This is a genomic window from Finegoldia magna ATCC 29328, from assembly GCF_000010185.1.
GTDB classification, from domain to species: domain Bacteria; phylum Bacillota; class Clostridia; order Tissierellales; family Peptoniphilaceae; genus Finegoldia; species Finegoldia magna_H.
On record NC_010371.1, the window covers coordinates 123686 to 138948 of the forward strand.

At 28.7% G+C, this 15263-nt stretch carries 11 protein-coding genes; 1 reads left to right on the forward strand and 10 read right to left on the reverse strand.

Translation table 11 applies throughout. The features are described 5' to 3' along the window. Positions 1 to 120 precede the first annotated feature (120 nt). The gene (locus FMG_RS09210; protein WP_012289947.1) at positions 121 to 561 is read left to right on the forward strand and encodes a hypothetical protein; all 441 of its coding nucleotides are present in this window, start codon (positions 121 to 123) and stop codon (positions 559 to 561) included. Between the two features lie 150 nt (positions 562 to 711). Here the strand turns inward: FMG_RS09210 and FMG_RS09215 are convergent, their stop codons facing one another. From FMG_RS09215 to FMG_RS09260, 10 genes are all read right to left on the reverse strand, one after another. Further along, positions 712 to 1962 (reverse strand): RNA-guided endonuclease InsQ/TnpB family protein, encoded by a 1251-nt coding sequence (locus FMG_RS09215; protein ID WP_012289948.1) that lies wholly within the window; start codon positions 1960 to 1962, stop codon positions 712 to 714. A 310-nt stretch (positions 1963 to 2272) separates the two neighbouring features. Next, entirely contained in the window at positions 2273 to 3814 is a 1542-nt protein-coding gene (locus FMG_RS09515; protein WP_012289949.1) for an AAA family ATPase, read from the reverse strand. A 227-nt stretch (positions 3815 to 4041) separates the two neighbouring features. Further along, positions 4042 to 6735, reverse strand: a complete 2694-nt coding sequence (locus FMG_RS09225; protein ID WP_012289950.1) for a hypothetical protein — start codon at positions 6733 to 6735, stop codon at positions 4042 to 4044. Between the two features lie 255 nt (positions 6736 to 6990). After that, on the reverse strand, positions 6991 to 7269 hold the full coding sequence (locus tag FMG_RS09230) for a hypothetical protein (RefSeq protein WP_012289951.1): 279 nt from the start codon (positions 7267 to 7269) through the stop codon (positions 6991 to 6993). 2 nt (positions 7270 to 7271) lie between these two features. After that, complete coding sequence (locus FMG_RS09235; RefSeq protein ID WP_012289952.1) at positions 7272 to 7808, reverse strand: hypothetical protein; 537 nt, start codon at positions 7806 to 7808, stop codon at positions 7272 to 7274. A gap of 168 nt (positions 7809 to 7976) precedes the next feature. Beyond that, positions 7977 to 9140, reverse strand: a complete 1164-nt coding sequence (locus tag FMG_RS09240; protein WP_012289953.1) for an RNA-guided endonuclease InsQ/TnpB family protein — start codon at positions 9138 to 9140, stop codon at positions 7977 to 7979. 59 nt (positions 9141 to 9199) lie between these two features. Then, a complete protein-coding gene (locus tag FMG_RS09245; protein ID WP_012289954.1) occupies positions 9200 to 10090 on the reverse strand; it encodes a hypothetical protein in 891 nt (296 codons plus the stop codon). A 115-nt stretch (positions 10091 to 10205) separates the two neighbouring features. Further along, positions 10206 to 11204 carry a DNA cytosine methyltransferase gene (locus FMG_RS09250; protein ID WP_012289955.1) on the reverse strand — a complete coding sequence of 333 codons (999 nt, stop codon included), beginning with the start codon at positions 11202 to 11204 and terminating at the stop codon, positions 10206 to 10208. A gap of 60 nt (positions 11205 to 11264) precedes the next feature. Beyond that, positions 11265 to 12416, reverse strand: a complete 1152-nt coding sequence (locus FMG_RS09255) for a restriction endonuclease PLD domain-containing protein (protein WP_012289956.1) — start codon at positions 12414 to 12416, stop codon at positions 11265 to 11267. A 124-nt stretch (positions 12417 to 12540) separates the two neighbouring features. Next, the gene (locus FMG_RS09260; RefSeq protein WP_012289957.1) at positions 12541 to 15246 is read right to left on the reverse strand and encodes a G5 domain-containing protein; all 2706 of its coding nucleotides are present in this window, start codon (positions 15244 to 15246) and stop codon (positions 12541 to 12543) included. Between the last annotated feature and the right edge of the window lie 17 nt (positions 15247 to 15263).

Consider the following 15263-nt stretch of genomic DNA (forward strand, 5'->3'; position numbering starts at 1 on the left):
GCTTTGGATAAAATTTGAGAAATGATTTGCAAAATATAATATAAAATAGCAAAAAAGATAGCAAAAATACAGGCGTTTTCGGGTATAACAACAATAGGATAAAAAATTTTGGAGAAAAACATGACTAAGAGATTTCAAGTAACACTTAATGAAGAACAAGAAAAGATTTTAAAAGAACATCACAAAAACGTGAAAAACATTATTCCATCTTTCACTAAATATTTACAATATCGTTTAGCAAACCCTATAATATTTAAAGTTAATATCGGCAGCAGTAAATCTATTAAAAATGACGAAATAATAGATTCTTTTGAATTTAGTGAACTATTGAACAATACTAATGAAATAAAAAATGAAATAAAAAACTTTTATTCGAAAAAATTAGAAGAAAGCAACCTTTCCAAAGAAGATTACCTAGAAATTAAAAAAGAGGTTATCGAAAAGCTTGATAACCTTGAAGAAGAACTTGTATCAGAATTTAAAACAGCTAATAAAAATATTTTAAAAATCAAAAAAAAGATTTTTGAAACATATAAATTACCCTCCGATTTTAAGAAGTAGTGGTTGCTATAATGCGACCACTACTTTGTTTTGTGAAACTATTATTGCATATAGTCCTTTAGATCGACTATTTGAATGTCCCTGAACCTCCCATGACTGACGTCACAGGGTTCTAAAAACTTTAAAAATTTCATTTAAGAAGTTTGGTTGTTATGCAACCCTTATTCTTATAGGCGTGCCCAGTTCGCCTCTATTGTATAAGACTGTTAAGTCTACAACTTTACTTTTACTAAGTATATTTAACGCACCATTTACATCTGCATTTAATAGTTTTCCATCCTTTGTTTTATACAATCCTCTTTTGATTCTTTTACCACTAAACATATATTCTTTAGGGTTATCGTCATTGTATAAAGGAATGTTGTCTTTATCAAAAAAACTTGCTTTAGATGTATAACTTTCTTCTTGTTTAGTAAATGCTATGCCATACAAATTACAAAGATATTCTATTTTTTCTCTAAGCTTACCAAACGGAATATGTGTAAATGATTGATTGTTTTTCTTTCCAAGATTGGAACTTCTTTGAAAAGTTTCGTTGTAGCCACACACAATATTTCCAATGTTATGTTCTAAACAATAGCTTATGATTAGTCTAGCTGTTTTATTCATGTAATCATTTATCTTATTATTTCTATTCATAACATTTTTTAATTGTCTATTGGTATACTTTGCTTTATAACCTTGTTTATCTTTTATTCTTTGTAATCTCTTATTTTCTTTGTTATACCATTGATTTATAGATTTTAACTTTCTTCCATCTATGATAAAAGACTTTCCTTGTGATGTTACACAAGTTGCAAGATTGTTTATACCAAAGTCTATCGCTAGTGCTTGTTTTTTATCTAAATTGCTTTGAACCTCTTCTACTTCATAAATATATTGAATTTCAAAGAACCTAGCTTTTGATTTCGGTATTATTCTTATCTCTTTTATCTTTTTATCGATAAGTTTAGGTGGAATGTTAATTTCAATGCTTTTATGTTCTTTTTTAAAAGCATTAGAATAAGGAATAGTTAATTTATTTCCTTTTATCCTCACAAAACCTATAATCAATGTGCTAAAACCATCTTTAGGAAGATAATTAGGAAGTTTTATGTCTCTAAAATTATATTTTCCTTTTTTAGCTAATTTAATTAATCCAAAAAAGGATTTAAAAGATCCATCTACCTCTTTTAAAATTTGTTGAGCCATATTAGAATTTAACATTTTGTAGTTAATACTATTTTTAAGCAACACATAATTTTTTTCATAGTTTAAATATTCACTTTCTTGAAAGTAATATTGTCTTACATTATATATCGCTTCATTTGCTAAATTCTTAGCTATATGAGATAACAATTTTAAATTTTTATAATCTTCCTTAGTTAATTGTTTTACTTGCTGTTTCATAGTTAAATACATTATATTCACCACCCTTCTATAGTGATATTATAACATATTTTACTAGAAATGTACATATACAGTAAAAGTATTTTTAATTTTTAAAATTTTAAAAACCCCATAACTATGGGAAGTCTCGTTCATACAAAGTCGCTACACTTTATACAGTTCTCTTATGAACTTCTTTAGCTTTCACTAAATCACAGACTATATCTTATCCTACAGCTTTATCTGTTTAGGCGAAACCACTTCAAATACCTATAGCTTGTATCCTACTCCGCTCACGATGGATAGTCGTTGAACTTTACTCTATCTTTGTTTTGTGAAACTATTATTGCATATAATCCTTTAGATCAACTATTTGGATATCCATGAAACCACTTTCAGGAATAACGCCTGACATACAGTTTTTAGCGTGATTGTCGATGATGTCATTAACCATTTTATTTATGAATCTCGCATTACCAGCAACCCCCGTTGTTTTACCCATCTTGTGATATTGATCTAATACATATAATAACGGCTTTTCACAGTCACTGCTTAGACCAAGACCTTTCTTCTTAAGTGAAAACTTGAATATATCAAGAAGCTCATTTGCATTATAGCTTTCAAACTTAATCCAATAACCTATTCTTGATTTCAAACCCGGGTTAACATTCATAAGGTCTTGCATATCATTTTCATAACCTGCTAGAATGATTACTAAATCATCTTTTTTATCTTCCATGTTTTGCAAAAGAACATTTACAGCTTCTTTACCGTAATGAACATCATTTAGTGCGTAAGCTTCGTCTATAAATAATACCCCACCTACTGCTGCATCTATAACCTTTTGTACTTTTGGTGCTGTTTGACCTACATATTCAGCCTTTAACGATTCACCATTAACTTGAACGCATCTATTCTTTCTAGTTATGCCTAATTTGTATAATAACCCTGCTATAATTCTAGCAACAGTTGTTTTACCAGTACCTGGTTCCCCGTAGAATATCATGTGATTATTAAAGCCTGAAGTAAGTTGATCGTTACCTAGTTGTTTCATCTTATTTTGGAACATTATTCTGTTTTTAAATGTCTCTATTTGTGTTTTTACTTCTCCTAATCCAATTAAAGAATTAAGCGTTTCTTCTGGATTTTGAGAACCTTCGTAAATATCAAGACCTGTCATATCTTTTTCAAGCTCCTTATCTTTATTTTTTTGTTGGTTTATATCCTTAACAGCTTTTAACTCTGTCTTATAGATAATACCATCACTATTTTCTACCTTTTCGCTAATCAATGAGAAATCTACTCTCATTGCAAATACAAATTCCATAGTCTTAACATACTTAAAAAATCCAACCTTTGATTGTGAAATTAGATTCTCTTTTACAGGAACTAAGTAAATCGCAAAAAGAACTCTATCGTCAAGATCCTTGTCATTCTCATTTACTGATTTGTCGAAAAACTCTAATTTCAATAGTGAATTTCCCCTGTCAAAATTAGAATTAAATCCAACATTATATTTTTCATATGTGCTAATAGAACTTATAGCCCTTTGATCTTCTTTAGTTTCACCTTTAATAATAGCTTTTACTGTGGCATATTTAGGCTGTACTTTGAGCTCAACAGCTTGATAATCCTGAACTTTATCATCAGTTTCTAATGCTCTGTTTATTTCTTTGTAATTGACCTTAAATGCCATATTACTAAGAAAAGCAGGTTTAAGATATAAACCATTGCCAGTTCTTTCAGAATCCAATATATTATCTTTTTCTATATCTTTACCTTCTTTTAATTGTCTAATTAATCTCGCTCTTATTTTGTAGCAATTATTACCTTTATAATCTAGTTTTGTATATTCTCTTAATTCTGTTGCTAAATCTACGCTCACTTAATTCACCACCCATTTTAATTATTGTATTTTATTTTGTATGTTTAATATCGGAAAAATTCCCACACACAAATATATCGATTTTTCTAATATATGTACCGCAAACTATATTTTAAGTATACCATATATTCTATTTCTAGACAGCAAATGACCCTCAACAAAAGTTGAGGGCAATGCTATCCTTTGGAGAGTATATTATGAAACGGATTCTCTATCGGATATAGCTTTTACGCCATTTCGAATCCATCTTGTTCTCTTTTTATATTGTCAGATAAATTTCTATCATCATAAGAATCGTGGTCTAAACCTTCTCGAAGATTTTCAACAGATTCTTTAGCATGTTCTTGTAATTCAATCATTTTATTCTTGATTGTGTTTGTGATTTCATTCAAACCACTATTAACAACCTTTAATTCTTTTTCTATAGATAAGTTCTTTGTCATGTTAGATAGTAAATTATTATATACATCTCTAGGTTCACTTAAAGAACTTTCTTTTATATCAGCTATCGTATTAACAAAACCATCGTCTTTTAGATAATCGTGCTTTTTACAGTATTCTGTTGGATTAAATTGCTTTTGAGATTGGATTAGAAAATCTTGCCTATTATTTTTTAAGCCATCATCTAAAAATGTATTAGCTTTATAAAGTTCTGAAGTATTAACATGCGATATATTTACGCTTGTTATTTCCCCTTTATTCTTTTGTGATAGATTTTCTACTTTATCCATAATATCGCTAACGAATAGCTCTATTTTATTTCTTTCATTACAACCAACCTTAGAATTGTTATAGCCAATTTCAACAGGCTTATCTAACGGAATAATAACCTTGTAATGATTTTCAAGATTTTCGTTATCTACCTTATCTTTTAACATGTTTTCTTCTGTTTCAGCTATATAGCATACAACATTTTCTTTTTCAAATGCTTGTTTAATATTATCGAAGCTTGTATTATTACCATATATATCCATGGCCAAGGCTGTCAATTCGTTATTTTCATCTCTGAAGTCCACAAATCTATCTAGCTTTGATACAGCCTCTAGTGAGTTTTCTGAAAAATCATTGCTATTAACCTTAACCTCGTAATTACCAGTAGTTGCTTGTATAATATCGGGTAATGAACGTTGAGATATATAAGTATCTTGTGATTTTATTGCTTGTTCGTAGTTTTTCATTGAGTGTGCAATATAAACATCTTTACACTTTGATGTATCGTGATTTATATTATCTTTAAGTTTCATGTTGATTTGATCTGCCAAATCACTAGCTGTTAAACCCTCTACAGATGTTTGATTATATTCGTTTATAACATCAGCTATTGTTTGCTCGTTTCTTTCTTTTACGATATTTATATAATTTTGATTAAATGTTATATAATCTATTTTATCTCTATCTGATGTTAAATACATCTTGTCTAGTTTATTAGTTAATTCTTTTAATTGTTTTTCGTGTTCTACTTGAAATTCTTCTTTAATTGTTTTGAAATCTTCTAAAGAAGCGTTTATTAAATCATCAAAGTCTCTATTCAACTTTTCATTAGGAATTACTAATTCTTCTTGTTGTGTCTTTTCGTTGTATTCTACTTTGTTAATTCCCAATTCTATTTTTAATTGTTCTAAGACGTGATCTTTAGTAAGTCCAGCCTCATTACTGTTCGTTCTCATATTGTCTTTGAAATATTCAGCTATTTGATAAGCAAGCATGTTTTTGTTCGTCATAAACATAAACTTTTCAGCTCTTTCACAACTTTGCATTAAAGTTTCACTAGGTGATGGATATTTGCTATTTTCAATACGTTCGCTTAATTCTACTGAATCTGATTCATTTGTTACTGTATCGTTAATACTCTTTGTGTTTCTATTTATTTCTTCCTTAGCAAAGTATTCATTAACGGTTCTGTCGGATATTTTTAGTTTTATACCCTTATCAGAACATATTTCATTGGCTACAGTCTTAACATTTTCTTGATTAATCTCTTTGTTTTGTTCCTTTAAAATACTCATTGCTTGTTTAATGTATTGTTGACTATCGGCTAATGTTGAAGAAATTCTACTATTTATTCTTGTTTCTTCACTTCTACTTATTACCGTTCCAATTTCAGCTAATGAAGAACTTCTAGTATATCTTGCTATAGAATTTATAAAAGATTGTCTTAAATTACTTTGTTCTGGTGTTAAATCATTTAATTTTATCTTATTGTTCGCAAAATCACTTGCAAGCTTTTCTATTTCTTCTATTTCCTCTTTGCTAAACTTTAATGTATCTTTCTTTGTATTTTCTTCTACATTAGTTGTTCCATCTTGAAAAGATTTATTTAATAAATTCAAATTCAATCCGTCTTTAATTCTTGAATATACACGTTGACAAAGATCTGAAATAACATCTTCTGGCTCCATTCCAATATTAGAAGCCTTAACATCTTTATTGACTTTATAAAATATACTAGGATCTTCTACATAAGAACCATAATCTATATTTGAACGCTTTTCGCCTTTTCTTAATCCTAAGAACACCTCTTTTGAAATAGTGTCAAGATCAAAAAATTTATTTAATACTTTACTAGCTTTTTCTCTATCTTCTTTTGTATCATTTAGGTTTAAATCGTTTAATAAACTATTTTTCTTACCTAGAGTATTAACCTTTTCTTCTTTTTTTATATAATCATTACCTATAAGATCACTTATAGCTTTATCCATTTCAATTGGTGATATATTTGCTTTCTTTAATTCATCTAGATGTTGAGTAAGTACGGTCTTTGCTTGTTCTTCTGTAGTTTGAGAAGTTAAGCTGTCCTCATTATAATCATTTTTAAAATCCACATAAAAATCAGCTATTTCTTCAACACTTGATATAAGATTTTTTAGTTCATCATTTAAATTACTTCCTTCGTAATTTTCAAATTTTATATATTCTCCCATACAATAAACCTCCTATTTGATTTCATTATATGTGCTATAAATTAGCTAATTTGTAATGTTAAAAATATATCTTTTTGTCTGGATTAATATAACTTAATAACGCTTATAGGAACGTAGAAAAACAGCCATTTCGATGTACTTTCTTTTTTGCTTTACCCTTTTCAAAGATGAAATATGTGACAGAATAAATTGCATTTAATTATCCCCAAACAAAAAAGTCGCCCCTTACGAGACGATTCTTTTGTTGATATGATTCTACTTTTTACTTTGCATATATTCATCGAAGCCTTTATTAATATATTTTTCAATCTTTTCTGGATCATAGCCAACAACTAAATAATTGTTACATCTTACAACTGGAACACAATTAATCTTGTTTTCTAAAAGAAACTCTTTTGAAACTTCATTTTTAGCTATGTTCAAAACCCTTACATAAGTATTGAAATCCTCTTCTCCTAGTACATCTTTTATACACTTAATAGTTTTATCGTATAAAGGATCATCATTTGTTGTATATACATTAATCTCGAACATTTCTATCTCCCTATCTCATTCGTATTTGACTTTATATTATTTTCTTCCAAATAGCTTTTAAACGAACTCATTAGATTTTCGTAATCTTTGTTCATAGTTTTTATAGCTTTTTCTCTTAATGCTATATAATCTGAAATCTCTTTTTCAGTTAGACTTTCAATCTCGGATTTTTTCATATCAATATCTTTTAAGCTATTCTCATCAGTTGTGATAGTAAACTTCTTTTTCATAATGTTTTCTATCGATTCTTTATATTCTTTTAAGTTATTATAAAGCTCTTTTAACTGAATATTATACTTGTATAATTTAAAGGCATTAGAGTTTTCGCTTCCCTTAATCTTTATATTATTTAAGTCATTGATTATTCTGTACTGTTTGTTTTCTATTTTTTGCGTTACTGCCTCGTTTTTATCTAAAGCTTTTGAATTAGTTATAATACTCAAAGACAACATCAACGATATGACAAAAATACTTAATAAAATTTTTGATAAATTTTCTTTAATAAATTCACTACTTTTTAGTATCTTCTTTGTTTTCAATTTTATTATCTGCTACTCAAAACATAGACAAATAAGTCTACATCGAGATAAATTACTGCTTCATTGTGTATGCTTTTGCAAAGATTTTGCTACTAACAAGTTCTTGTACACTCCACAGTCGTCAATTCCCGACTAGCCATCGGTACATATCTTATATAGCTTTTTTTATTATGCTATTTTATAAGATGTGGTATCTCTTAGATTTAAGCTTGCATTAAGGTCTCTATCGATGATTTCACCACATGTAGGACATTTATATATTCTATCTGATAGTTTTAAATCTTTTTTAATACTACCACAACTATGACATGTCTTACTTGATGGATAGAACCTATCTGCTATTCTTAATTCAATACCATGAAAATTACATTTATTAAATAGTTTTTGTCTAAATTCATAGAATCTTTGATTGCTTATAGATTTAGATAAATATCTATTTTTGATCATCCCAGATATGTTTAAATTTTCAATAACAATGTATGCTGGTTTGGTTTTCACTAGCTCATTTATTATTTTGTTTATATAATCTGTTCTGATATTGCTTAATTTTAAATGTGTTTTTTGTACCTTAGCTATTTGCTTTAGTATGTTTTTATGAGTAGACTCTCCTTTCTTATTATTTTTTAATTGTTCATATTTCCTTGATAAGCATTTTTGCTCATGTCTTAATTTTTTCTCTAATTTAATTATTTTCTTTGACTTGTTTATGTTTTTATAAACATTGCCATTACTTATTACAGCAAACTTTTCTAATCCAAGGTCAATTCCTAGACCAAAAGGTTTTAATATTTGTTTTGGAGGTTCTTCTATATCAACTAGACACGATATATAATATCTACCAGCCTTATATGATATAGCCCCACTTTTTACTACATAATCATCTTTACTTGTGGGTATATAACCTTTTTCTTTTATCTTAATCCAACCTAGTGTTGGGATTTTAATACGATGTCTTTCACATAAACAATCTCCTTTGTTATTTCTAACAAAATACATCTTTACATTAGATTTGTTTTTCTTTTTAAATCTAGGAAATTTAGATTCTTTTTTAAAGAACCTCTTAAAAGCTCTTTCTGCACAAACAATGCTTTGCTTTACAGATTTTGAAGACACATCCCTGATCCATGAATAATTTAGATTATTTGGAATAAACACGTTATTCAACCATTTAGAAAAATTAAAAGCTGTTATAAAAGGCATATTGTTTTTATAGGCTTTCTGATTTTCAACAATATAAAAATTATATATAAACCTACATACGCCCATAGTTTGCTTAATCTTAATAACTTGTTCAGGATTAGGCTTAATCTCTGTTTTGTAGGTTATTAACATTTTATTTCACCCACTTAATTACATTATTCCGCTTTTGTACACTATTTTACATATTTCCATTACCTGTTCTTATCTCCTGATTTTACCTTTTCTTCTTTTTGCTTTGTATCTTTAGTATTAGTATTTTGGATTTGTCCGTTATCCAAATCCATATCTATAATCTTCGTATCATTTGGAACATTTAATTGAAGTTTTCTCAATTTTTTCATTAAGATTGGCTCATTATCTTTTATACCTGTTTGTACTACTTCGTAATATTTAATAATAGAAGCCTCCATATCTTTTGTAAGGTCGGATTTAACAGACACATAATTAGCTGGATAAATCTTAATTTGGGTATCTCCTGCTGGACTTATTTCTTTAACAAAATAGCTCAACGTTCCTTTCCAAATACCTTTACCATAACTCATTTGACGTTTTGGCTCTTTTTCTGTAAAGCTTTGAATTTCCTTATAGTTCTCGTAAGGCATTAGCTTGGTTTCTACAACAAAGAATTTTTTAGAAGGGTCTGATGATATAGAATCAGCTAAGCTATTTTCATCTGCATTACTTATCATATCAGCCTTTTCTTTTTCTTGTTTAGTCATTTCTGTTGTCTCTAAACTATCATCATCTTCAATTTCTCTTTTTTTAAGCCTATCAGATATTTTTGTCTTATCCTGATTTTCTAGCTCCTCATCTTTTTGACCTGACTTACCCTCTTTTTCAAGTTTCTGTTCTTGCTTTATTCTTTCTATTTCTTTATCCCTATCATTCGGTGCTTTTACAAAAAAGATTACAATTAATCCTATGCCTAACAAGGCTAACACAGCAGATGATATTATGAAATAGATCTTTTTCTCCATGAAAATATCCGTTATTCTACCTTGTTCACCTTTTTTGATAAGCACAATTGGATATCCCGTTATTAACCCCGCCAACATTATTAAAAATAAACCTATAATTATCATTTCAATCTCCTTATCATATAATGTTCACTAATGTTATACCCACAAATAAGAGGTGTTGGAAATTTTAGAAAAAATTTTACGAAATATTGATAACAACAAAAAAACAACCAGACTATTAACATCTGGCTGTTTCTCTCTGAACTTCTTTTTTATTACATTTTTCTATACTTTTCATAATATTTTTTGCAATTCTTGTTATTACTGGAACAACAACTGAATTACCAGCCTGTTTGTATAGATGGCTTTTAGCAATATCTGGAAGCTTATAATTCTTCGGAAATCCTTGTAAATTGAACGTTTCTTTAGGTGTTAATTTCCTATATTCGCCTGTATCGGTAATAATAAGAGGCACATTGTGTCCTCCTGTTCCCATATTAGCTGTTAGGGTCGGACAAACACCACTCATATTCTTTCTAACATATTTCCTACGCCATTGATAAACAGTATCTTGTTCATCCATTCCAAATTTCAATTCATCATATTGCTTGAAGCTTTTTTCAGTATAGTAAAACGAAGTATCTTTCTTATTTTCAAAATCTATAAAATCTCTAATTGTTGTTGTTAATTCAATAGGTTTAGGAAACTCAAAGTTATCTAGACAATTTTTATCTCTAAAAGCAACTATGTAGATTCTTTCTCTATTTTGAGGTATATTCCCAAACTCCGTTGCATTTAATACTTTATAGTCTACATAATAGCCATTGCTTTCTAAAGCATCCAGCATTATCCTAAATGTTTTACCTCTATCATGTCCTACTAAGTTTTTAACGTTTTCTAAGAAAATTACATCAGCTTCTACCTCTTTAGCAACTCGTAATGTCTCAAAAAACAAATCACCATTCTTTTCATCTTCTAATCCTTTTCTATATCCCGCTATAGAAAAAGACTGACATGGAAAACCGCTAACAACAACACTTGCCTCGTGAGGTATATCATCTTTTTGAACATCTCGTATATCTCTTGAATCCAAAAATACTTCTGGAAAATTTAATTTATATGTTTGTCTAGCCTTTTCATCAATTTCGTTAGCGTAAATAGTTTCAAATCCTGCCTTTTCAAAACCTATATCAATTCCACCTACACCAGCAAATAAGCTAATAACTTTGTTATTCATTACTTTCTCCTTAATTGCGGCACGCCGCAAATATTACCATAAAAAATAACCAAAATATGATTATTTTTTATACTCCCTTTCAAATTCTTCATAACTACCAGATTTTAAGAAATCTAGAGAATATTCACCATTTATATTTTTTGAAAGCATTACGCTATCTATTCCTATAATATCCAGCTTTGTTTTTGTTAGAATTTCCCCTTCTTTAATTTTTAATATTTCCCTTAAAATCCAATACCCCAATGCTTTATTAGGATTGCTCATCAATGCTTTACCACCTTGTTGTGCGACTTTCATATTTAAAATATCTCCACTTGGTAATTTCACATCAAAAGAATCTGTCTTAAAATCGCTTGTTACATAATTAAAGAATCCTTTCTTGCACCTATGAATCCACGCTGGAATATTTATATACACTTCATTAGGATCTCTCGCTCTCCCATTTGCGTTCCATTGATTAAGCCCAGATTTTAGTTGTACTTCCCCTGTCGAAGGGCTATATAAAGGTAATATTATGTAATCTTTTATTTCACTTTTTTCTTGTAAATCTCCGATTTTTTCTTTATTACCTTGCAATCCTAATAAAAAATCAATCGGATTTTCTAAAATCTCAACATCAAATTCCTCTATTAAAGAATTATTTAATGTATAAAACCTTTTAAAAAGCGTACTTTTTGAACCGTTAAAGCTATATTCATGAATACCATCTTCGAAAGAAATAATCTTATCCTTAGCCTTTACATTGATAATATTGTTAATATCTATAAAATCCATAGGTTCTTCATAGATACCAACAATGCCTGACTTTCTTGTTAGTAAATGATACATTACCTCATCTATTTTACATATTCTTTGTGCTATTAATATTCTTTCGTTTCTCATCTCAGAAACTTTTAAAGCTATTTCTTCTGGCTTTAAACCTGTCAATACATTTGATTCCTTATTAAATTCAGCTATTTTTTGAAGCGTTTTGCCATTATTATGCAAAAATGTTTTTAGCCCTATGCCGACATTGTTTTTCCCAGAATCAATCGTAATATCACTTCTTGCATAATTTTTTGCATTAAATGCCTTACAAAATATATTTTCCATAGCCCTATAATACAAAAACGGATTTACAGAATCAGAAAACAAATTTGACAAAGAACAAGTAACCTGCAACATCTTGATATATAATTGCTTTTGTTCTTCATCTTGATTATCATAAAACATTCCCTTTTACCTCTTATCTAACATTTCTTTAATTATATCACAAGAAGTTGAATAAAATTATGTAAAGCACCCCGTATTACACAAGGTGCTCTATAAGGTTTATATAAAATTTTAACAAGTGGTTTTAGTCTGGGATATAGTCAAGGTTTTCATCTTGTTCATATACCCTTATAAATATTCTGGATGTCGGTTCAACCTTTCCATCTTTATTAAAATCAAACTTGCTATCATATCTTCCTATACCTATATTTTCCACATTATTCTTTAATAAAATCTTTCTGTGTTCTGGAGAATTCATAAATCGTTGTATAATAGAAGAAGCATCTTCATCCCAACTTGCAGCCAATGTTACCTCTGCTCCTAGTTGTCTTTTCATAAATTTTAACCTTTCAGATAATTCTTTTACTTTTGGCGACCAATCGTGTGTTGTTTCGTTAAGAATTGCCGAATCTCTTGCGTGAATTCTAGCTGTTCTTGTTAATGTTTTAGAAACCTTTAATGCGGACAACCCATTCTCTTTTCTAATTCTATTAACTTCAGTTAATATGTCATTTTCTCCTTTGCTAAGAGGTTCATTATAATCTACATTGTAGTAATTAAACAATTCTTCATCTGTTGTTGGAATTGGTTCTATTATATTTCTATCTTCATTTGTTCCAATTTTGATTATTTCATTGATAGGAACTTTTATCGTCTTAATATGCTTAACTGATCTGCTAATTTCTTTATTATTTTTATAAACAACATAATATTCTATTTCTTTTTTCCCTTTTTCTCCCTTTTGAATTATTTCTGTTTTACCTTTATCTAAATACTCATCATATTGTTTTTCCGTTTCAAAATCAATATCTTCATACTCAGTGATTGTTTTAACTACCTCTTTATCTTCTTTATCTTTCTTCTCAACTTTAGTTCCAACTAAAATTATTTCATCTACTGGTGCTTTTATTGTTTTTTCGCTTACTTTCTTCTTGTTAATAACAACACCATTTTTGAATGTTTCTTCATATACTACTTCTTTTTTGCCATCTTTCCCGAATTGCTTAGTCTTCTTTTCGCCTTTTTTCAAAGTTGGATCATTAACCTCTTTAGTTATGTGTTTTATGGATTCAATAACAGTTCTTTTTTTAACTACTACTTCATCTTTTTTCTCAACCTTAGTTCCAACTAAAATTATTTCATCTACTGGTGCTTTTATTGTTTTTTCGCTTACTTTCTTCTTGTTAATAACAACACCATTTTTGAATGTTTCTTCATATACTACTTCTTTTTCTCCATCTTTTCCTTGTTGTTTTGTCTTTCTTTCGCCTTGTTTTAATGTTGAATCTTTAACTTCTTTCGTAGCATATTTTATAGTTTCTTTAACTGTTCTTCTTTTAGTAACTTCAGGGTTTTTAGGATCAACTTTAGTTCCAACTAAAATTATTTCATCTACTGGTGCTTTTATTGTTTTTTCGCTTACTTTCTTCTTGTTAATAACAACACCATTTTTGAATGTTTCTTCATATACTACTTCTTTTTCTCCATCTTTTCCTTGTTGTTTTGTCTTTCTTTCGCCTTGTTTTAATGTTGAATCTTTAACTTCTTTCGTAGCATATTTTATAGTTTCTTTAACTGTTCTTCTTTTAGTAACTTCAGGGTTTTTAGGATCAACTTTAGTTCCAACTAAAATTATTTCATCTACTGGTGCTTTTATTGTTTTTTCGCTTACTTTCTTCTTGCTAATAACAACACCATTTTTGAATGTTTCTTCATATACTACTTCTTTTTCTCCATCTTTTCCTTGTTGCTTAGTCTTTCTTTCGCCTTGTTTTAATGTTGAATCTTTAACTTCTTTCGTAGCATACTGCATTATTTCTTTTACTTTTACCTTTTTAGTTTCTGTTTTAGCAGCACCTAAATCTTTATCAAAAATACTTTCATCAATAGAGTTATTTCCTCCTATTACGATAAAATCCTTATTCTTAGCAATATCTCTAACCATTGTTGAAAAATCAACTCTTGGAGACAAAACTACAGCTCTTTTATCTCTTCTTGCAAGAGACCCTGCAACTAAGTTATCTGCGAAGTTTTCTCCACTTACTACGATGTATTTACTATCAGAAATTTCTTTTGCTAATTTTTCTGATGTTTCATATCTATTAGAGCCACTAATTCTTTGTACATTTGCATACTTTGATAACTCGTTTTCTACACTCTTAGTTATAGATTTTTCTCCACCAACAATATAAATATTCTTTAAATTTTTATTTACATTTAAGTATTGACTTAATCTTTCGTGAACCTCATTTGATGGCGTGATAGCTATTGTTGCATTTTTGATTTGTGCAAGTGCCGAACTTACCAAACCGTCAGCAAAATTTTCTCCACTTACTACAATTAAGTTTTCTTTGTTTTTATCTAATGTCTTATAATTAACATCATATCTGTTTTGACCAGAAACTCTAGTTATTTTAGAAGTTTTTGCCAATTCGTTCTCAACATCTTTTGAAACTGATTTTTCTCCACCAATTATAAATACATTTTTATATCCTTTGTTTCTAATATCTTTTAATGTATTAGAATCTATAGAATCCGCCTTAGTATAGTATATTGGCATATCACCTTTTGCTATTTCGCTAGATGATATACTGTCAGAATATGCTAAGTAATTTAGTACGATACAGCTTTTAGAATCCGAAAACTTATTTGCCACATTTATAGCAACCTCAAACCTATCTCTACCATCTATTCTTACTCCTTGTTTATCTGCTAACGTGTTAAATGGAACTGCTAATGTAGTTGCCAATGACAACATTACCACTGCTTTTAATAATTTTTTGTTTTTCATAAATACTCCTTTTTAAG